Below are 19,147 nucleotides of genomic sequence, written 5' to 3' on the forward strand. Positions count from 1 at the left end.
GTCCAACAAATGCGGCTGCTTTTACCCGGCAATTAACGCAAGCGTCCGGCCGCGGGTGCATTGGCACCACCCGGCCGGACGTCGTACTGCGGTTCAGACGGTCTTGACGGCAGCCAGGAGTTTCGTGAGGGACTCGCGGGCGTCGCCGAACAGCAGGGTGGTCTTCGGGTCGTAGAGCAGTTCGTTCTCGATACCGGCGAAGCCTGGGCGCATCGAGCGCTTCAGGAAGATGACCCGCTGCGCCTCGTCAGCGTTCAGGATCGGCATCCCGTAGATCGGGGCGCTCGGGGTGGTCCGGGCGGCCGGGTTGACGACGTCGTTGGCGCCGACCACCAGGACGACGTCGGTGGACTTGAAGTCGCCGTTGATCTCGTCCATCTCGCGCAGTTGGTCGTACGGCACCGAGGCCTCGGCGAGCAGGACGTTCATGTGACCGGGCATCCGGCCGGCCACCGGGTGGATCGCGTAGTCGACCTTGACCCCGCGGCCCTGCAGCTCCTCGACCAGGTCACGCAGTGTGTGCTGGGCCTGGGCGACGGCGAGACCGTAGCCGGGGACGATGACGACTCGCTGGGCGTAGCCGAGCAGGATCGCCACGTCGGTCGGCGTACCGGAGATGACGGGCCGGTCGGACGCCGTACCGCCGCCCAGCGTCGAGCCGCCCTTGACCGCGCCGAAGAGGATGTTGAAGACCGAGCGGCCCATCGCGTCGGCCATCATCTTGGTCAGCAGCGTTCCGGCCGCGCCGACCAGCGTTCCGGCCACCAGCAGCAGGGTGTTGCCGAGGACGTAACCGCCGGCCGCGACCGTCAGGCCGGTGAACGCGTTCAGCAGCGAGATGACGATCGGCACGTCGGCGCCACCGACGGGCAGCACCAGCATCACGCCGAGCGCCAGGCCGACCAGGCAGAGCAGCACGCCGACCCAGACCCGCGGGTCCGAGACCAGCCAGATCGACAGCGCCAGGCCACCGAGGATGCCGGCCACGAACAGCACCGGCAGACCCGGGAAGGTCACCGGCCGGCTCGTCATCAGCTCCTGCAGCTTGGCGAACGTCACCACCGAGCCGGAGAAGCTGATCGCGCCGACCAGGATGGTGAAGGCGGTCGCGATCGCGGCGATCGTCTCACCGTCGCGCACCTCGCCGAGCTCCATCAGCGCGACCAGCGCAGCAGCGCCACCGCCGACGCCGTTGAACAACGCAACGAGTTGCGGCATGTGCGTCATCTGCACCCGGCGGGAGCCGACCACACCGGCGACCGTGCCGATCACCAGCGCCACCAGGATCGCGGCCAGGTGATCCGGCTTGTACGCCGCGAACGTGATGATCACCGCGAGCGCAGCGCCGGCCGCGCCGAGCAGGTTGCCGCTGCGCGCCGACTTCGGCGACGAGAGCGCCTTCAGCGCGACGATGAAGCAGACCGCGGAGATCAGGTAACCGATCTGGGCCCAGGTGGCGATCACTTGTGCAGCTCCTTCTTGCGCGCCGCCGGGCCGCGGAACATCTGCAGCATCCGGTCGGTGACGACGAACCCGCCGACCATGTTCACCGTCGCCAGCACGACGGCCAGCAGTCCGACGATCACCACGCCGGTCGACTCGGCCTGTCCGGTGACGATGATCGCGCCGACCAGGATGACGCCGTGGATCGCGTTCGCGCCGGACATCAGCGGAGTGTGCAGGGTCGAGGAGACCTTGCTGATCACCTCGACGCCGACGAACGCCGCGAGCACGAAAATCGTCAGCAGAGCGATGGTCTCGGTCATGCCGTTCCCTCCAGCAGTTCGCGGGTCGGCTCGTGCAGCACGGTGCCGTCGTGGGTGAGGCAGCAGCCGCGGACGATCTCGTCGTCGAAGTCGGGGTTGAACTCCGCGTCCCGGGTCATCAGCGTGATCAGGTTCGCGATGTTCTGGCCGTAGAGCCGGCTGGCCGGACCGGCCATCTGGCTGGGCACGTTGGCGCCGCCCCAGACCAGCGCGTTGCCGATCATCAGTTCGGTGCCGGCCACCGAGCCCTCGACGTTGCCGCCGGACTCCGAGGCCAGGTCGACGACGACCGAGCCGGGCTTCATCTGCTCGACCATCGACCGCGACACCAGCATCGGCGCGGTCCGGCCCGGTACGGCGGCCGTCGTGATCAGCGCGTCGGCACCGGCGATGTACGGCGTGAGCAGGTCGCGCTGCAGTTGCGCGCGCTCCTCGGTCATCTCGCGGGCATACCCGCCGGGACCGTCCAGCGTGCCGAGCTCCAGCTCGATCGGCTGCGCGCCCATCGAGGCGATCTCCTCGGCGGCGGCGGTGCGGACGTCGTACGCCTTGACGACCGCGCCGAGGCGCTTCGCGGTGGCGATCGCCTGCAGTCCGGCGACGCCCGCACCCAGGACGAGCACCTGGGCGGGCGGCACGGTGCCGGCGGCCGTCATGTTCAGCGGGAAGAACCGCGGCAGCCGCTCGGCGGCAACGATGGCGGCGCGGTAGCCGGCCACCAGGGCCTGCGAGGACAGGGCGTCCATCGACTGGGCCCGGGAGATCCGCGGGATCATCTCCATCGCGAACGCCGTCAGCTTGGCCCGGGTCGCGGCCCGGATCACGTCCGGCGGATTCGTCGGCAGGAACGACATCAGCGCAGTGCCGGCGTGCAGTCGTTGCAGGCGCTCGCGTTCGAGCGGTTGCACCGACACCACCACCGTCGCCGCGTGATCAGCACCCCAAGCCACGTCGGCGCCCGCCTCGCGGTAGGCGTCGTCGGAGTACAGCGCGCGCTCGCCGGCCGCGGGTTCGACCGCGACCTCGTAGCCGAGCTGGACGAGCTTGATGACTTGTTCCGGCACCAGGGCCACCCGGCGCTCGGCCGGTCTGGTCTCTCGCACTACTGCGATCTTCACTCGCCGAAACCTATGCCAAGCAGACGGTATGCGGAAAGCCCGGCTCCAGGATCGAACAGATCGTCACCCGTTTGAAGCTGGGGCCGGGCCCTGCGGTCAGGCCAGGTTCTGCAGCAGATGCGCCTCGGCCAGGCAGACCTTGGCGAACTCCTCCAGGTGCAGACCCTCGTCGATCCCGTGCGCGCGGGTGTCCGGGTCCTCCACCCCGGTGACCAGGACGGCGGCGTTCGGGAAGGCCTGCTGGAACTCCGCGATGAACGGGATCGAGCCGCCCATCCCGGTGTCGACCGGCTCCACTCCCCAGGCCGCGGCGAACGCGGACCGCGCCGCGTCGTACGCCGCTCCGTTGGCGTTGATCGAGCACGGCTGGCCGATATCGCCCTCGGTCACCGTGACCTGGGCTCCCCACGGCGCGTTCTGCTCGAGGTGGGTGCGCAGGGCCTCCATCGCCTTGACCGCGTCGTCGCCGGGGGCAACCCGCAGGCTGACCTTGGCCCGGGCAACCGGCACCAGGGTGTTGCTCGCGTCTGCGACCCGCGGCGCGTCAATAGCCAGTACTGCGATCGCCGGCCGCGTCCACAGCCGGTCGACCAGCGTGCCCGAGCCGATCAGCTTGACCGAGTCCAGCACGCTCGACTCCGACCGGAACCGGTCCTCGGGGTACTCCAGCGCCGCCGCCCGGGTCGCGTGCAGCCCGTCGACCGCGACATCGCCGTCATCGTTGTGCAGCGTCGCGAGCAACCGGCACAGCGCGGTCAGCGCATCCGGTACGGCTCCGCCGAACAATCCCGAGTGGACCGCGTGCTTCAGCGTCCGCACCTCGACGAAGCAGTCGACCAGGCCGCGCAGCGAGACGGTCAGCGCGGGCTGGCCGATCGCCCAGTTGCCCGAGTCGGCGATCACGATCGCGTCGGCGGTCAGCTCGTCGGCGTACTCGTCGAGCAGCTGCAGCAGGGTCGGCGAGCCGATCTCCTCCTCGCCCTCGACGAAGACCGTCACGCCCACCGGAAGATCGTTGCCAAAGGCCCGTACTGCGGCCAGGTGCGCCGCGATCCCGGCCTTGTCGTCGGCCGCGCCCCGGGCGAACAGCCGGCCGTCCCGCTCGGTCGGCTCGAACGGCTCCGAGGTCCACTCCTCCACCTTGCCGGTCGGCTGGACGTCGTGGTGCGCGTAGAGCAGCACGGTCGGCTTGCCCTCGGGCGCGGCCTTCTTCGCGATCACCGCGGGCGCGCCGTCGCCGGCCCGGACGATCTGTACTGTGAAGCCCTCGGCCTCGAACAGCGCGGCGGTCGCCTCGGCGGACCGCTGGACATCGGCCGCACGGGCCGGGTCCGCACTGACCGAGGGGATCCGGATGAGGTCCTCGAGGTCGGCACGGACACTGGGCAGAACGCGGTCGATCGCCGCGGCTAGATCGGTCATGCGCCCTACCGTACTGCGGGTCAATCACTTACCTTCTACGGAGAACATCTCGAAGGTTGTCGCCCAAACCGTAGAGGACCTCATGACTCGGCCTTTCGCCATCCTGACCGCGTTCGTCACCACCGCGGCCGCCGTCACCGCGCTCAGCTCGCCGGCCAGTGCCGCGATCACCTGCGACACCGCGGCCAACACCGGCAGCCCGTTCTACGACGGCCCGTCGGCCTCCAAGAAGTACGACGCCCGGTTCAGCAACAGCGCGAGTATCCCCAACCTCAGCACGCACACCCCGCAGGGCGCCGGCACTTGGTACAACTGGGACGGCACCGGCAAGAACCTGCTGCTGGTCACCTCGTACCGCGCGGGCGCCGACTCGCAGATCTACGGCATCGACCCGGCCACCGGCGCCACGGTCGGCGTGGTGGCGATCGCCGAGGCGCACGTCGGCGGGATCACCACCACCAAGGGCTGGGCCTTCGTGGCCGGCGCGGGCAGCTCGATCCGCAAGTACCGGCTCACCGAGCTGCGTGCCGCGCTGAAGGCCGCCGGTACGCCGTACCTCGCTCAGGTCGGCACCGCCCGTGACGTAGCCGGCTCCGGCTTCCTGACCAGCTACGGCGACTCGGTCTTCTCCGGCACCTTCAACGAGACCGGCCGCGGCGCCATGTACGAGTACAAGGTGGCCACGGACGGCACGCTCACCACCCAGCCTGGTGCCTGGGAGGTGCCGACCAAGACGCAGGGCCTGATGGTGACGGCGAACCACTTCGTCTACAGCACGTCGTACGGGCGGGGTAACCGCAGCAACCTGTACGTCGTACGCCGGGGTCAGAAGGACCTGGATGCCGCCGCGCTGAGCTGCTTCCGGGCGCCGAGCATGACCGAGGGCATCACGGAGTACAACGGCACGGCGTACCTGGTCTACGAGTCGGGCTCGCACCTCTACAGCGGCGACTCGGCGACGCTGAACGTCATCCCCCGGATGCACAAGGCCACCGCGTCGTCGCTGACCTCGCTGGTGCCCTAGGACTTCTTCTTGTAGGTGGCGGAGGCCAGGACGTCGTTGACGTCCTGGCGGTCGCTGCCTCGCACCTGGGTCCACAGCACTGCCGTGCCGTTGTCGACCGACTGGTAGCGCTCCCCGACGATGCCCTGGGCGCCGCTGCACTTGTAGTAGAAGAGCGCATTGTCGCCAGTACCCGGGTTGCTGGTCTCGAGCTCGCAGCCGGCCGGTGGCTTGCCGGCCTTCGGAACCGTCTCGCCGCGCTTCAGCTCCAGATAGACCCCCGGGACATCAGCGGTCTGGTGCCACCCGGCGGTGTCGGTGGTGACCAGCAGAGCGGACCCGACGTCGTTGCCGGACCTCTGATCCCACGCTCGGTCGACCTTCACCGACAGGCTCCCCTCGGTGACGGTCGCCGGGCGGCTGAGGATGAGCCGGTAGCCGCCGTAGCCACCACCTGCGGCCAGCAGGACCGCCAGCACGGTGGTCAGCGCCCACGTGCGAGCGGAGCGTCGCGGTGCTGCCGCAGGGGTCGCCACCAAGGCCGCCGGAGCGGTCGTGGCCTCCGCCGGAGCACCAGCGATCGTCGGGGCGTTGGCCGCCGACAGCGCGGTCTCCTGGTCGACACCGCCTGACCCGACCGGGCCCGGCAACGCCTCGGCCGGGACCAGCCCCGCGGGGATCTCACCGGTCTTGTGAGCCTCGCGCAGCGCGTCGAGGAAGCTGTCCAGGTCGGGCCAGCGCTTGTCGCGATCCGGCTCGAGGGCCCGCCGTACGACGGCGTCGATCGCAGCCGAGACGTCGTCGCGCAAGGTGCTCATCGACGGCGGCGGCTTCTCGATCCGCATCACCGCGCCGAGGCTGATCACGCCGTGCGGCGCCTGGCCGGTGAAGGCCGCGTAGGCAACCGCGCCGAGCGAGTACAGGTCCGCGCGGTGGTCGAGCCGGTCGCCCATCACCTGCTCGGGCGCGACGTAGGCCGGGGTACCGCCCGGCATCGTCAACTGGGACACGGTTTCCAGCGACTTGCCCAGGCCGAGGTCGCCGAGCATCGCGCGCCGGCCGGACTCGTCGGTGCGGAACAACACGTTGGCCGGCTTCACGTCGCGGTGCAGCACACCGCGGGCATGCAGTTGCTTGAGGCCACTGCCGACCTGGCCGATGATGTCGACCACGTCGTCGATCGCCAGCGGCCCGGCCTTGATCCGGTCCGCGAGCGATCCGGCGTCGGCATAGGTCAGCACCAGGTACGGGCGGCCGTCCTCGGTCTCGCCGACGTCGTGCACGCCGACCACGTGCGGCGAGTCGACCCGGCGCAGGAACCGCCCCTCGGCCAGGAAGCGGCGCCGGACGTCGTCCTCGTCGATCCAGTTGTCGGACAGGATCTTGACCGCGACCTCGGCGTCGAGCTGCTCGTCGCGGGCCAGCCAGACGGTCGCGAAACCCCCGGCACCCACCCGGCGGACGAGGGCGTACCGGCCGATCCGCGATGGCTGGTCCATCCCCGCATTATGCTCGATCCCAGGTGCGACCGGGTCGCCTGAGCGCGCGTCCGAGACCGAAACGAAGCGTGACGAACAAAACAGCGACGGCCGGCGTCCTATCCCGGACGGGGCGTGTCACCAGCGGCGGCCCGGCGCGATCCAGGGAGGGACAGCAATGCAGACCAATGCCCGCCTTGCTGTCGTGGTAGCAGCTGTCGGCGTGGCAGCGGTCGCCATCGGAGGCGTGCTGGCTTACCAGCAGGTCCCGGAGGTCCTCGGCGCAGCCGCAGCTCCCTTGGCGGCATCGCCCACCTCCACTCCCACTCCCAGCAACAGCCCATCCCGTACGCCGTCCGCTCCACCCGCGACGCCGCTGCCCACTCCGGCCAAGCCGTCCGGGACGCCGGTGACGACACCACCCCATCCCGGCAAGGTGCAGCTCAAGGTGGAAGTGGACAAGCTCACCAAGGGCCGGGACCCGCAACTGCCTTACCTGGTGGGCCGGGAGGTCCTCGGGGGCGGCGGCTGGAGCACGAAGGTCCCCGGCTCGCAGTCGATCCAGCAGGTCGAGCGCATCGGCAACTCCGTGCTGGTGATCGTCGCGAAGAGGCCCGGCAAGCCCGGCAGCGAACTACTCAAGCTCGACTCGTCCGGGGAGCCGGAGCGCACCGACAACGTCACGTCGCTGCTCACCACCGAAGGCGGGACAGCGGCGTACGTCGCAGAGCGCACTGACGCCGATGGTGTGCCGACGGGCGGGGGCACGATCTACTACCGGACCACAGAGCCGGTGCCGCCACTGAAGCTCCAGGTACCGGCCGCCGGCGGTAATGGGCTCAAAGTGGTCGGACTGACCGACAAGGTCTACTACCGGGCGCAGGACGGGCTCAGCGGTCCCTGGAAACTCTTCGAGTGGACGCCTGGTGATTCAACGGCGAAGCAGGTCAAGACGGTCGACTCACCGACCAGGGTCTCCAGCGACGGCGCGGTGGTCAGCTCGATCAGCTCGGCCGCGGGGGGCCAGACCTGCTCGGCAGTGTCGCTGCTCGACTCCGGCAAGAGACTGTGGAAGAGCTGCGAGCACCTGATCACCGGCTTCAGCCCGGACCACTCGATCACCATCGGCCTGGCGGGGTACGGAGCGAACACCCCGCCGACGAAGGTCCAGGTGCACGACACGGCCACCGGCAAACTGCTGCGCGAATGGACCGGATCGTTCGGCGGCGCCGTCGCGGAGGACGACCAGCACATCCTGATCCTGGCCGGGGTCGAGAAGCTCGGTGGTGACTGGAGCAAGAGCTCGATCATCCGCTGTGAGGTCCCGACCGGCTCCTGCGAAGCCGCCATCGGCCTGACCACTTCGCGGCTGAGTATCAGCGGCAGGTGACGGGGATGCAGATCAACACCCGGCTCGCGATGGTGGTCGCGGCGGTCTCGGTGGCAGCGGTGGTGGCCGGCAGTGCGCTCGCCTATCGGCAGAGCCCGAAGTCGTTCGGAGCGCAGGCTGCTCCACTGGCTGCTCCGACCAGTCCGAGTGCGCAGGTCTCGAAGACCCCGACCGGTACGCCGTCCGCTCCGGCGCCCGTCGTCGTACCGAAGACGCCTCCGTCGGCGACGCCCTCGATCGCAGCCACCCCAACGCCGTCGGCGACGCCGTCAGGGCAGGCCGGCCCGGTCAAGGTGAGCGTGAACCTGGGCAAGCTCGGCAAGGGCCGGGATCCCCAGGTGCCGTTCCTGATCGGCCGCGAGGTCCGCGGCGGCAGCGGCTGGATGCGGAAGATCCCTGGCACGGACACGATTCACCAGGTGGCGCGACTGGGCGACGACGTGCTGGCAGTCGTGCAGGGCTTCGACTTCGGGCTCGTCAAGATCGACGGCTCGGGCAAATCGCGGTCCACCGCCGACGTCAGCTCGCTGGTGGGCAACGACGGTAGTGCCGTGGCCTACGCCGCAGTACCGGCCGACGGCACCGGTGGAGTCGTGTACTCCGAGACGGCCGGGTCGGTGCGCAAGCTCGCAGTACCGGCTGCGGCTCGTGGCCTCGAAGTACTGCGGCTGGGCAGCAACGGCAGCATCTACTACCACTGGAAGGGCGCTGAGGCAGCGCCTTGGCGACTGTTCGAGTGGCAGCCAGGTGCGGCGGCCGCGAAGCAGTTGACGACCGTCAACTCCCCCGACCAGGTGTCGCTCGACGGCGCGGTGGCGATCTCCACCTCCGACTCCTCGCCCGGTGAGACCACCCGGCTCTGCTCGACCGTGACGACCCTTGCCACCGGCAAGCAACTCTGGCGGACCTGCGACAGTGTGCTGAGCGGTTTCACCCCGGACCACTCGGTCGTGATCGGCGTCGGCGACCGGGCCGAGGTCGGCACCGCGGCCCGGATCACCGCTCAGGACACCGCCACCGGCACGGTGATCCGCGAGTGGACGGGTGCCTTCGACAGCGTCGTGGCCGAGGACGACCAGCACCTGCTGATCGTGGCCGAGAACGCGACCGGCGGCACCAGGAGCGCGATCATCCGGTGCGAGATCAACACCGGTAGCTGTGAAGCGGCGGTCGGCCTGACCAGCTCCCAGCTGATCCTCAGCGGTAGATGACGATGAAGCAGGGCAGCGGGAAGAGGAGCAAGCCATGAAGAAGTCGAACGGCCGGCTGGCCGTCCTGGTCGCGTCGATCGCGGTCGCCGCGGTGGTGATCGGTGGCGTGCTCGCCTCCCGGCAGGCGCCGGAGCAGGAAGGCGTCGACGCAGCTCCCCTGCCCACGCAGAGCGGCACTCCCACCGGTACTCCGGCGCCGACTCCGACTCCGGGCCAGACCCCGACGCCGGGAAAGGTGCCGTCGACACCGCCGGCGTCCGCCACCTCCAAGCCGCCGACCACCACACCGGTGGTTTCGGAGACCTACACCGGCCCCACCTCGATCACCCTCAACGCGGCCAAGCTTCCCGAAGGCCGTAGCCCGCAATTGCCCTACGTGGTCGGCCGTGAGGTCCGTGGAGGAGCTGGGGCGACGCCGAAGGTCCCTGGCACCGAGCCCATCCGCCAGGTGGGTCGGCTCGGCAACTCGGTGCTGGTCATCGTCTCGAAGGGCGAGGGGACCGAACTGCTCCGGCTCGGCGACGAGAAGGTCCGGCGTACTGCGGGGGTCTCGTCGCTGGTGACCGCGGCGGACCAGTCGGCAGCGGCGTACGCGGTGTCCCGGCCCAGCTCGCAGGGGGCCGCGACCAAGGGTGGTGTCGTCTACTCCGAGAGCAGCGGCTCGGTGCAGAGCCTGAAGGTGCCGAACGGCTGGGACATCGAGGTGCTCGCGCACGCAGGCGGCAAGGTCTACTTCCGCTCGGGTGACACGGAGACCGGCGCCTGGAAGCTCTACTCCTGGACGCCGGGTGCCGCGACGGCTCAGGTCAAACCGGTCGTCTCCCCCACTGCTGTCTCGGACGACGGCCGGGTGGCCGCCTCGGTGGGAGTGTGATCACCGACGGCGGGAGTTGCAGCACGATCAGCGAGGTCGCGACCGGCAAGCAGCTGTGGCGGACCTGCGACAACATGATCCGGGGCTTCACGCCCGATGGCGGTACCGCGATCGGCGGGCCGGCGTACCCGGACGGCTACTGCGACGTCGAGCAGGCCGCGCTCAACGCCCGCAGCGGCAAGCTGGTCCGCCAGTGGAAAGGCTGCTTCCACTCGATCACCGCCGAGGACGACCAGCACTTCCTGATCGTCGCCGTGGTGAAGAACGCCGGCGAGGAGAACGCCTCCCGGGCGATCATCCGGTGCGACTTCACCAACGGCGAGTGCGAGCTGGCGACCAAGCCGTACGTCGGGGACCTGGTCCTCGGCAGCTGATGTCTGCCAACAGCTAACCTGCGGCACATCAGCGCTCCTCGGCGGCAGACTGCTCAGTATGGAACGAGTGGTGGTGCTGGCAGACATCCACGGCGTACTGCCTGCGTTGGAGGCAGTACTGGCCGAGCCCGACGTGGTTGCGGCCGACGTGATCGTGCTGGCCGGCGACATCGCCAGCGGACCGCAGCCGGTGGAGACGCTGGATCTCCTGGTGGGGTTGGGCAAGCGGGCAGTGTGGGTGCGCGGCAACGCGGACCGGGAGCTGGTGGAGATGGCCCGCGGCTCGTACGCCGGGCAACCGCCGGACGAGGTCAGCCCCTGGGCGGCCAAGCAGCTCCGGCCGGACCAGGTCGAGCTACTGGCCGCTCTGCCGACCAGCGTGACGATCGGCGACACCCTGTTCTGCCACGCGACGCCTCGCGATGACGAGGAGGTCGTGCTGGTCGACAGCCCGATCGCCAGATGGGCAGACGTGCTCAGCGGCGTACCCGAGGAGGTCCGGACGATCGTCTGCGGCCACACGCACATGCCGTTCGCCCGGCAAGTCGACCGGCGGCTAGTGGTCAATGCGGGCAGCATCGGCATGCCGTACGGCGCTCCCGGTGCCAGCTGGGCTCTCCTGACTCCAACCGGCGTCCAGCTACGCCGTACTGCGCTCGACGCCACCGCTGCCGACCAGCTGGCCGAGCAGTCGTCGTACCCCGGGATCGAGGAATGGCTGGACGCCTACCTCCACACCAACTACTCCGACACCGAGGCGCTCGCCGCGTTCCGGCCCCGCTCGGAGGTCTGAGCGCGTACCGTCGGGACATGTTTTCCCGGCGACGGAAGCACTTCGGCACCTCGGCCGACAAGGCGACGTACGCGACCCTGCACACCGCGTCGCTGGCCACGCCGAGTCTGCGCGAGGGCCTGACCCCTGCGGCCGCGACCAAGGCGAGCAAGCACCTGCGCGACCTGCTCGGTACTGCGGCCATCGCGATCTGCGACTCGACCAGTGTGCTGGCCTGGGACGGTGTCGGCGGCGCCTACGAGGACTACCACCGCGGCGTGGCCCATGGGATCGCTGCGGCGACACTGCGGACCGGGCGTACCGCAGTACTGGGTGCTCATGATGTGGCGTGCGGCGACCCTCAATGCCCAGTCCGTACTGCGGTAGTCGCGCCGATCGTCACCGAGGACCGAGTGGTCGCCGTACTGGTCGCCTACAGCCCGCGCTCCTCGGCAGCACTCGTCCGGGCCACCGAGGAGGTCGCCAGGTGGGTCTCCGGTCAGGTGGAGCTCGCTGAGCTCAACAAGGAGCGCACCCGGGCGATGGAGGCCGAGCTGCGGGCGCTCAGGGCGCAGATCAGCCCGCACTTCATCTACAACGCGCTGGCCGCGATCGCGTCCTTCGTCCGGACCGATCCCGAGCGTGCCCGCGAGCTGCTGCTCGAGTTCGCGGACTTCTCCCGGTACGCGCTGCGCCGCGGCGGCGAGTTCACCACGCTGTCCGACGAGCTGCGCAACGTCGAGCGGTACCTGGTGCTGGAGCAGGCGCGATTCGGCGACCGGCTCAAGGTCTCGCTGCTGATCGCGCCCGAGGTGCTGTCGGTGGCGATCCCGTTCCTGGTCGTCCAGCCGCTGGTGGAGAACGCCGTCCGGCACGGGCTGGACGGCACCACCGGGATCGGCAAGATCACCATCCGCGCCCAGGACCGCGGGCTGGAGGCGGAGATCAGCGTCGAGGACGACGGGGCCGGCAGCGACCCCGAGGTGATCCGCGCGGTGCTGGCCGGGGAGTCGACCAGCGACTCGATCGGCCTCGGCAACGTCGACGCCCGGCTCCGCCAGGTCTACGGCGACGTCTACGGCCTGGTGGTCGAGACCGCGCCGGAAGCAGGCACAAAGGTCAGTTTCCGGGTGCCCAAATACTCCTCAGGAGTGCATGCGTCCGCTTAGTGTGTGCGGCATGACCGACTCTCCCTTGCGCGCGCTCGTCGCTGACGATGAAGAGCCGGCGCTGGCCGAGCTGGTCTACCTGCTGGATCAGGACCCTCGGATCGGCCCGATCGACACCGCTTCGAACGGTCCCGAGGCGCTGAAGATCCTGCAGGCGGCCGACCTGGACGTGGTCTTCTGCGACATCAAGATGCCCGGCCTGGACGGTCTCGACCTGGCCCGGGTGCTGTCCAACTTCAAGCGCCCGCCGCAGATCGTCTTCGTCACGGCGTACGACGAGCACGCGGTGGCCGCCTTCGAGTTGCACGCCACCGACTACGTGATGAAGCCGGTGCGCGCCGAGCGGCTCGCCGAGGCGGTCCGCCGGGTCATCAACGCGCGGACGCCGACCGCGGTACCGCCGCAGGAGGACTCCGACGACGAGACGATCCCGGTCGAGCTGGCCGGTGTCACCCGCTTCGTCCAGCGCTCCGCCGTCCGGTACGTCGAGGCGCAGGGCGACTACGCCCGGCTGCACACCGGGCAGAACTCGCACCTGGTCCGGATCCCGCTCAGCACCCTGGAGGAGCGCTGGCGGGAGGCGGGCTTCACCCGGATCCATCGCAGCACGCTGGTCGCGCTCGCCCACGTCGACGAGATGCGGGTCGACGGCGGCCGCTGCGCCGTCCGGGTCGGCGACGACTGGCTGCCGGTCAGCCGCCGGCACACCCGCGAGCTCCGCGACCTGCTGGTCCGCTCGACCTCCCTGCGGGGCTGAGATGCCTGCCGATCGGCGCGACCGATGAGCACGCCAGCGCCGCCCCGGCGGGACCGATGAGTACGCCGGAGCCGCCGCGGCGGGTTCGCGTGACCAGCCCGCGGACCAGCGCGGCCCGCCGGATGACCGCGCACACCGGCACCCGCGAGATCGACGAGCAGACCCGGGTCGGCGAGGTCTACATGAACTCGCTGATCCAGTCCCAACTCCGCCTCGCCCTCGCGGTGATCGGCAGCGCGGCCGTCGTCCTCGGCGGCCTGCCACTGCTCTTCCTACTCGTCCCAGCCACCCGGACCTTCCTCGTTTTCGGCCTGCCACTGCCCTGGGTACTGCTCGGCATCGCCGTCTACCCCGTGGTTTATGTTGCCGCCCGCATCTATGTCCGCCAGGCCGAACGGATCGAAGCCGAGTTCACCGAGTTCGTCGGGCGCAAGTAGATGAATTCGGCGATGAGCTTGACCGCGATCGGGTTGGTGATCGCGGCAACCATCGGGATCGGCCTGTTCGGGCTGCGGATCTCCCGCACCACCAGTGACTTCTACGTCGCCAGCCGGGCGGTCAGTCCACGCTGGAACGCCTCCGCGATCAGCGGCGAGTACTTGTCGGCGGCATCCTTCCTCGGCGTCGCCGGCCTGGTGCTGGTGAACGGCGCCGACATGCTCTGGTTCTCGGTCGGCTACACCACCGGCTACCTGATGCTGCTGGTGCTGATCGCCGCCCCGCTGCGCCGCTCCGGCGCCTACACCTTGCCGGACTTCGCCGAGACCCGCTTCGAGTCTGCCGTCGTACGCCGGATCTGCTCCTGCCTGGTCGTCGGCATCGGCACCCTCTACCTCCTCCCCCAGTTGCGTGGCGCCGGCCTGACGGTCCACACGGTGACCGGCGCGCCGCCCGCGGTCGGCGCCGCCCTGGTCGCGGTGATCGTGGTGATCAACGTTGCCGCAGGTGGGATGCGCTCGATCACCTTCGTGCAGGCGTTCCAGTACTGGCTCAAGCTCACCGCCCTGGCCGCGCCGATCTTCGTCATCCTGATCGCCTGGCGCTCGTCCGGCCACCCGATCGGCGTGCTGGAGTCCCTGCAGGGCGCCGGCGCCGAGTGGGCCGAGCCGCTGTCGAAGGCAGGCGGCCGCGACCACCCGCTGTACGCGACCTATTCGTTGCTCTTGGCCCTTTGTTTCGGAACGATGGGCCTGCCGCACGTGCTGGTGCGCTTCTACACCAACCCGGACGGCCGCGCGGCCCGGCGTACGACGGTGGTGGTGCTGGCGCTGCTCGGCGCGTTCTACCTCTTCCCACCCCTGTACGCGATCCTGGGCCGCAGCTTCGCGCCCGAGCTGATCGACGGCAGCGCGGACACCGTCGTACTGGAGCTGCCAGGACGGATTTTCCCTGGCACAGCAGGCGATCTGCTCGGTGCACTGGTCGCCGCCGGCGCCTTCGCCGCGTTCCTGTCGACCTCGTCCGGCCTGACCGTCGCCATCGCAGGAGTGATCGACCAGGACCTCCTCCGCAACCGGCTCAACCGGATGACCGGCGGCGACTACCTGGCCGTCAACAGCTTCCGGATCGCTGCCCTGCTGGCGATCCTGATCCCCTACCTGTTGTTCAACCTGACCGGCGCGCTGAGTCTCGCCGACACCGTCGGCCTGGCTTTCGCGGTCGCCGCGTCGACGTTCTGCCCGATGCTGGTGCTCGGGATCTGGTGGCGCAAGATGTCGGTGGTCGGCGCCGCGTCCGGCCTGGTCGTCGGCGGGGTCGCCGCGATCACCGCAGTACTGGTCAACGTGATCGGGCCGCCGCAGTCCGGCTGGCCCAAGGCCCTGATCGGCCAGCCCGCGGCCTGGACCATGCCGCTGGCCTTCATCACCGTGATCGTGGTCTCCAAGTTCACCCCGCACAAGATCCCCCGCGGCACAGCCCGCAGCATGGTCCGGCTGCACACCCCCGAGGCCGTCGACGTCGACCGCGGCCTGCCGCACCCCTGAAGCAGCACCGCAACCGACCGTTCGTCGTACGGTTCCGACCGTTCACCGTGGCCGGGCTCACCGCCGGTCGAGAGCTGGGCGCCGCTGGGCGCTCGATGCGGTCCGGTGCTGTCGGCGCGACAGTGACCTGGCCCACAGTACGGACCAGCAACCCTGCACGCCGGTTTCCGCCCGGCCTGATCCTGTCTGGAGGTCCCGCGATGAGCGATACCCGCCGCGCGGCCGGCGATCCGGAACTGACGACGTACCGAGACGTCCAGCTGTCACCGGACTTCTCCGAGCTCCGTCGCCGGTTCCGGCGCTTCGTGTTCCCGATGACCGGCCTGTTCCTGGTCTGGTACTTCGTCTACGTCCTGCTCGCCGACTACGCCCACGGGTTCATGTCGCACAAGGTCGGCGGCAACATCACCGTCGGGCTGCTGTTCGGCTTCGGCCAGTTCGTCTCCACCTTCGCGATCACCCTGCTCTACGTCCGCTGGGCCGACACGAAGTTCGACCCGGAGGCCAAGGAACTGCGGCACCTGATCGAGGGGGACGACCAGTGAGCGCGCCACTTCTGTTGCCACTGGCAACCGTCGGGGACCCGAAGGTGAACATCGCGATCTTCGCGCTGTTCGTGGTGGCCACCCTGGCGATCGTGATCCGGGCCTCCCGCAACAACAAGAGCGCGGCCGACTTCTACGCCGGTGGCCGCTCGTTCACCGGACCGCAGAACGGTATCGCGATCGCCGGCGACTACCTGTCCGCCGCGTCGTTCCTCGGCATCGCCGGCGCCATCGCGCTGAACGGGTACGACGGCTTCCTGTACTCGATCGGCTTCCTGGTGGCCTGGCTGGTCGCCCTGCTGCTGGTCGCCGAACTGCTCCGCAACACCGGCCGGTTCACGATGGCCGACGTGCTGTCGTTCCGGCTCAAGCAGCGTCCGGTCCGAATGGCCGCGGCCATCTCCACCCTGGGCGTCTGCTTCTTCTACCTGCTGGCCCAGATGGCCGGCGCCGGCGGCCTGGTCGCGCTGCTGCTCGGCATCGACGGCCGCGCCGGGCAGAACCTGGTGATCGCGATCGTCGGCGCCATCATGATCACCTACGTGCTCGTCGGTGGCATGAAGGGCACCACCTGGGTGCAGATCGTCAAGGCGGTGCTGCTGGTGATCGGCGCCGGCATCATGACGATCTGGGTGCTGGCGAAGTACACCTTCAACCTGTCCAGCCTGCTGGGCGCTGCAGTGGACAAGAGCCCGGCCGCCGGAGAGAAGCTCCTCAGCCCCGGTCTCCAGTACGGCGCAACGGGGATCAGCAAGCTCGACTTCATCTCGCTCGGCCTGGCCCTGGTGCTCGGTACCGCGGGTCTGCCGCACGTGCTGATGCGCTTCTACACCGTGCCGAACTCGCGGGAGGCCCGCCGCAGCGTCAGCTGGGCGATCTGGATCATCGGCATCTTCTACCTGTTCACCCTGGTGCTCGGGTACGGCGCCGCGGCGCTGGTCGGACCGGACGCGATCCGGGCGGCTCCGGGCAAGGCGAACTCGGCGGCCCCGTTGCTGGCCTACGAACTCGGCGGCGAGATCCTGCTGGGCGTGATCTCGGCGGTCGCCTTTGCCACCATCCTCGCGGTGGTGGCCGGTCTGACCATCACGGCGAGCGCGTCGTTCGCGCACGACATCTACGGTCAGGTGATCAAGAAGGGCCAGGTCAGCGGCGACGGCGAGGTCCGGGTGGCCCGGATCACCGTGCTGGTGATCGGCGCGGTCGCGATCGTCGGCGGCATCTTCGCCAACGGCCAGAACATCGCCTTCCTGGTGGCGCTCGCCTTCGCGGTGGCGGCTTCGGCGAACCTGCCGACGATCCTCTACTCGCTGTTCTGGCGGCGTTTCAACACCCGCGGCGCGCTGTGGAGCATCTACGGCGGGCTGGGCTCGGCGATCTTCCTGATCATCTTCAGCCCGGTCGTCTCCGGCAAGGTGGACAAGAAGACCGGCGCCAGCCTGTCGATGATCACCGACACCGGGATCGACTTCCACTGGTTCCCGCTGGACAACCCCGGCATCGTCTCGATCCCGCTGGCCTTCGTGCTCGGCATCATCGGCACGCTGACCAGCAAGGAAGGCACGAACGTCGACAAGTTCGCCGAGATGGAGGTCCGCTCGCTGACCGGCGCGGGCGCCGAGAAGGCGACGGAACACTAGACCTGTCAGGCAGGCCCTGCGGACCACTCGCGAACCTGCCTGACAGCTTCAACCCCGAGACGGGGGACCCGGCGCAGCCAGCCCGGTGTCCCCCGTCTTCCGTTCTCAGCCCTTCAGGGTCGGCCACAACTCCAGGAACGCGATCCGGGACGCCTCGCCACGCTGCTCCTCGGCGGCGTGCAGCCGGCCGAAGGTGAACGCGTTCCCGCCATCCAGATAAACCTGTACTGCGAGCTGCCGCAGCAGGTCACGCGCCACCACGCTGTCCTGGTGGTCGCCGAGCACCTCCTGCACCTCCTTGGCCCGCGAGACCAGCCCGGTCGCCTCGTCACCGAGCACGGGGGTCGCCGACTCAGCGGCGTACCGGAGTCGCTTGGAGGCCTTGCGGACCTCGTGCAGCTCGTGGTCCTGGGTGGCGAGGTCCTCGGCGTCCTCCATCCGGCGAACCGCCTTGCTCATCCGCTTCCAGTCGTGGTCCAGCAGCTCGGGCAGTTGCTTGGCCGCCTTGCGCTCCTCACCGACCAGCGGCGGGTTGGCCAGCAACTCGTCCAACGCGTCCAGCAGCCGGAAGTACCGCTCGCTCTCCAACGCGGCCAGCGCCTGCACCCGGGCGGCCTTGTAGACCGACCTCAGATGCGTGTCGACGAAGTCCTTCACGTTGCCCATCACCAGCTCGACCGGCTGCGCGTCGACCGCAGTACCGAAGTGCTCACGCAGTACTTCGGCATCGCGCGCGCCACCCAGCTCACCGGCGAACCACTTCAGCTCGGCGCGGAGCCGATCGCCGGCCTCCCGATCGACCACCGGCCGGTACGTCGCCAGCGCGGATCGCAGCCGCCGCGTCGCCACCCGCATCTTGTGCACGGAGTCGGGCAGGTCACGTCGTACCTCGGGGTCGCGCTCGTGGATCGCCTTGACCTGCTCACCGGCGTACGCGCGGAACAGGTCGGCCGTGGTCGGCTTCTTCGGCAGCTCCCACTTCGCCAGCTTCGGCACCCGGTCACCGAGCGCCCGCGCGAGCTTGCTGGGCCCCGACGCCGGCTGCGCGCCCGCGGCGCGGAGTACGGGCTCGGTGGCTTCGAGCAGGGCGAGGTCGCCGTTGATCAGCTCGACCTCCCACTCGCGCCAGGTCTCGGTCTTGCCGTCGACCGTCGAGGTCACCTCGTCGTCGGCGATCTCGGCCAGCACCTCACCGTCGGCGTCCAGCAAGCGGTGCACGATCCGTCGCGTCGCGAGCGTCACGACCGGGATCAACACCTGGTCGCGGACGTGCACGCGGACGCTGCGGATCACCTGCAGCGGCACCTTGCGCACGGCCTTGCCGAGCGGGTGCTGGATCTCCAGCCGCTCACCCGACGACACCGGCAGCTTCACGTGCCAGCCGTCGTCCTCGCCACCCGTCCGGCGGCGTAGCGTCACCTTGTTCGCGGCCAGGTCGAGCGCGGCGGTGTCGAAGTACACGGCCTCGAGGTGCAGCTCGACCGGCTGCGCGACGCTCGCCACTCCGGGCAGCTCGTGCAGCGTGGGCAGCATCGCGTGTTCGTCGACGTCGTACTTGGTCTCGATCTCGAGTTGCTCAGTCGGCGACATGCCCCTTGTTTACCAGTTGGAACCAATCGGCCACACCAGCCTGCCCGTTAAGA

General features: G+C 69.5%; 18 protein-coding genes. 12 read left to right on the forward strand and 6 right to left on the reverse strand.

From position 1 onward, the window contains the following. Window positions 1-93: 93 nt before the first annotated feature. The 4 genes from AB0P21_RS28795 to AB0P21_RS28810 form a co-directional block, all read right to left on the reverse strand. Window positions 94-1,464, reverse strand: a complete 1,371-nt coding sequence (locus AB0P21_RS28795; protein WP_363700356.1) for an NAD(P)(+) transhydrogenase (Re/Si-specific) subunit beta — start codon at window positions 1,462-1,464, stop codon at window positions 94-96. Then, window positions 1,461-1,766, reverse strand: coding sequence for an NAD(P) transhydrogenase subunit alpha (locus AB0P21_RS28800; RefSeq protein ID WP_270134291.1), 306 nt, complete (start codon window positions 1,764-1,766; stop codon window positions 1,461-1,463). Before AB0P21_RS28800 ends, AB0P21_RS28795 begins: the two co-directional genes overlap by 4 nt. Next, window positions 1,763-2,884, reverse strand: coding sequence for an NAD(P) transhydrogenase subunit alpha (locus AB0P21_RS28805; RefSeq protein WP_363700357.1), 1,122 nt, complete (start codon window positions 2,882-2,884; stop codon window positions 1,763-1,765). The genes AB0P21_RS28800 and AB0P21_RS28805 overlap by 4 nt, the downstream gene beginning before the upstream one ends. A 96-nt stretch (window positions 2,885-2,980) precedes the next feature. Further along, entirely contained in the window at window positions 2,981-4,306 is a 1,326-nt protein-coding gene (locus AB0P21_RS28810) for a dipeptidase (RefSeq protein ID WP_363700358.1), read from the reverse strand. 82 nt (window positions 4,307-4,388) lie between these two features. Between AB0P21_RS28810 and AB0P21_RS28815 the strand changes: the two genes are divergently transcribed. Further along, the gene (locus AB0P21_RS28815; protein ID WP_363700359.1) at window positions 4,389-5,330 is read left to right on the forward strand and encodes a hypothetical protein; all 942 of its coding nucleotides are present in this window, start codon (window positions 4,389-4,391) and stop codon (window positions 5,328-5,330) included. Here AB0P21_RS28815 and AB0P21_RS28820 read toward each other — a convergent pair. Then, entirely contained in the window at window positions 5,327-6,808 is a 1,482-nt protein-coding gene (locus tag AB0P21_RS28820; RefSeq protein ID WP_363700360.1) for a serine/threonine-protein kinase, read from the reverse strand. The two genes, AB0P21_RS28815 and AB0P21_RS28820, sit on opposite strands and share 4 nt — an antisense overlap. A gap of 157 nt (window positions 6,809-6,965) precedes the next feature. Between AB0P21_RS28820 and AB0P21_RS28825 the strand changes: the two genes are divergently transcribed. From AB0P21_RS28825 to AB0P21_RS28875, 11 genes are all read left to right on the forward strand, one after another. Next, window positions 6,966-8,177, forward strand: a complete 1,212-nt coding sequence (locus AB0P21_RS28825; protein WP_363700361.1) for a hypothetical protein — start codon at window positions 6,966-6,968, stop codon at window positions 8,175-8,177. Between the two features lie 5 nt (window positions 8,178-8,182). Next, window positions 8,183-9,388, forward strand: coding sequence for a hypothetical protein (locus tag AB0P21_RS28830; protein ID WP_363700362.1), 1,206 nt, complete (start codon window positions 8,183-8,185; stop codon window positions 9,386-9,388). 34 nt (window positions 9,389-9,422) lie between these two features. After that, entirely contained in the window at window positions 9,423-10,262 is an 840-nt protein-coding gene (locus tag AB0P21_RS28835; RefSeq protein ID WP_363700363.1) for a hypothetical protein, read from the forward strand. Then, window positions 10,259-10,636 carry a hypothetical protein gene (locus tag AB0P21_RS28840; RefSeq protein ID WP_363700364.1) on the forward strand — a complete coding sequence of 126 codons (378 nt, stop codon included), beginning with the start codon at window positions 10,259-10,261 and terminating at the stop codon, window positions 10,634-10,636. Before AB0P21_RS28835 ends, AB0P21_RS28840 begins: the two co-directional genes overlap by 4 nt. A 58-nt stretch (window positions 10,637-10,694) precedes the next feature. Further along, a complete protein-coding gene (locus AB0P21_RS28845; protein ID WP_363700365.1) occupies window positions 10,695-11,429 on the forward strand; it encodes a metallophosphoesterase family protein in 735 nt (244 codons plus the stop codon). Between the two features lie 17 nt (window positions 11,430-11,446). Continuing rightward, window positions 11,447-12,577 (forward strand): histidine kinase, encoded by a 1,131-nt coding sequence (locus AB0P21_RS28850; RefSeq protein ID WP_363700366.1) that lies wholly within the window; start codon window positions 11,447-11,449, stop codon window positions 12,575-12,577. A gap of 10 nt (window positions 12,578-12,587) precedes the next feature. Further along, window positions 12,588-13,334, forward strand: a complete 747-nt coding sequence (locus AB0P21_RS28855; RefSeq protein WP_363700367.1) for a LytTR family DNA-binding domain-containing protein — start codon at window positions 12,588-12,590, stop codon at window positions 13,332-13,334. Window positions 13,335-13,390: 56 nt separating this feature from the next. Further along, window positions 13,391-13,771, forward strand: a complete 381-nt coding sequence (locus AB0P21_RS28860; protein ID WP_363700368.1) for a hypothetical protein — start codon at window positions 13,391-13,393, stop codon at window positions 13,769-13,771. 12 nt (window positions 13,772-13,783) lie between these two features. Beyond that, a complete protein-coding gene (locus tag AB0P21_RS28865; protein WP_363700369.1) occupies window positions 13,784-15,319 on the forward strand; it encodes a cation acetate symporter in 1,536 nt (511 codons plus the stop codon). Window positions 15,320-15,519: 200 nt separating this feature from the next. Continuing rightward, entirely contained in the window at window positions 15,520-15,864 is a 345-nt protein-coding gene (locus tag AB0P21_RS28870; RefSeq protein ID WP_363700370.1) for a DUF485 domain-containing protein, read from the forward strand. Next, the gene (locus AB0P21_RS28875; RefSeq protein WP_363700371.1) at window positions 15,861-17,504 is read left to right on the forward strand and encodes a cation acetate symporter; all 1,644 of its coding nucleotides are present in this window, start codon (window positions 15,861-15,863) and stop codon (window positions 17,502-17,504) included. The genes AB0P21_RS28870 and AB0P21_RS28875 overlap by 4 nt, the downstream gene beginning before the upstream one ends. Window positions 17,505-17,609: 105 nt before the next feature. On the opposite strand, the gene AB0P21_RS28880 is transcribed toward AB0P21_RS28875, so the two are convergent. Next, on the reverse strand, window positions 17,610-19,094 hold the full coding sequence (locus AB0P21_RS28880; protein WP_363700372.1) for a CYTH and CHAD domain-containing protein: 1,485 nt from the start codon (window positions 19,092-19,094) through the stop codon (window positions 17,610-17,612). Window positions 19,095-19,147 lie beyond the last annotated feature (53 nt).

Source organism: Kribbella sp. NPDC056861 (genome assembly GCF_040687575.1).
In the GTDB taxonomy this organism is placed as follows: Bacteria; Actinomycetota; Actinomycetes; order Propionibacteriales; family Kribbellaceae; genus Kribbella.

Bases quoted from the DNA above. Each gene is read 5' to 3' on its own strand.
- AB0P21_RS28860 (WP_363700368.1), top strand. From the start codon at position 13,391: ATGAGTACGCCGGAGCCGCCGCGGCGGGTTCGCGTGACCAGCCCGCGG.
- AB0P21_RS28865 (WP_363700369.1), top strand. From the start codon at position 13,784: ATGAGCTTGACCGCGATCGGGTTGGTGATCGCGGCAACCATCGGGATC.
- AB0P21_RS28845 (WP_363700365.1), top strand. From the start codon at position 10,695: ATGGAACGAGTGGTGGTGCTGGCAGACATCCACGGCGTACTGCCTGCG.
- AB0P21_RS28815 (WP_363700359.1), top strand. From the start codon at position 4,389: ATGACTCGGCCTTTCGCCATCCTGACCGCGTTCGTCACCACCGCGGCC.
- AB0P21_RS28820 (WP_363700360.1), bottom strand. From the start codon at position 6,808: ATGGACCAGCCATCGCGGATCGGCCGGTACGCCCTCGTCCGCCGGGTG.
- AB0P21_RS28830 (WP_363700362.1), top strand. From the start codon at position 8,183: ATGCAGATCAACACCCGGCTCGCGATGGTGGTCGCGGCGGTCTCGGTG.
- AB0P21_RS28800 (WP_270134291.1), bottom strand. From the start codon at position 1,766: ATGACCGAGACCATCGCTCTGCTGACGATTTTCGTGCTCGCGGCGTTC.
- AB0P21_RS28870 (WP_363700370.1), top strand. From the start codon at position 15,520: ATGAGCGATACCCGCCGCGCGGCCGGCGATCCGGAACTGACGACGTAC.
- AB0P21_RS28810 (WP_363700358.1), bottom strand. From the start codon at position 4,306: ATGACCGATCTAGCCGCGGCGATCGACCGCGTTCTGCCCAGTGTCCGT.
- AB0P21_RS28855 (WP_363700367.1), top strand. From the start codon at position 12,588: ATGACCGACTCTCCCTTGCGCGCGCTCGTCGCTGACGATGAAGAGCCG.
- AB0P21_RS28880 (WP_363700372.1), bottom strand. From the start codon at position 19,094: ATGTCGCCGACTGAGCAACTCGAGATCGAGACCAAGTACGACGTCGAC.
- AB0P21_RS28850 (WP_363700366.1), top strand. From the start codon at position 11,447: ATGTTTTCCCGGCGACGGAAGCACTTCGGCACCTCGGCCGACAAGGCG.
- AB0P21_RS28835 (WP_363700363.1), top strand. From the start codon at position 9,423: ATGAAGAAGTCGAACGGCCGGCTGGCCGTCCTGGTCGCGTCGATCGCG.
- AB0P21_RS28825 (WP_363700361.1), top strand. From the start codon at position 6,966: ATGCAGACCAATGCCCGCCTTGCTGTCGTGGTAGCAGCTGTCGGCGTG.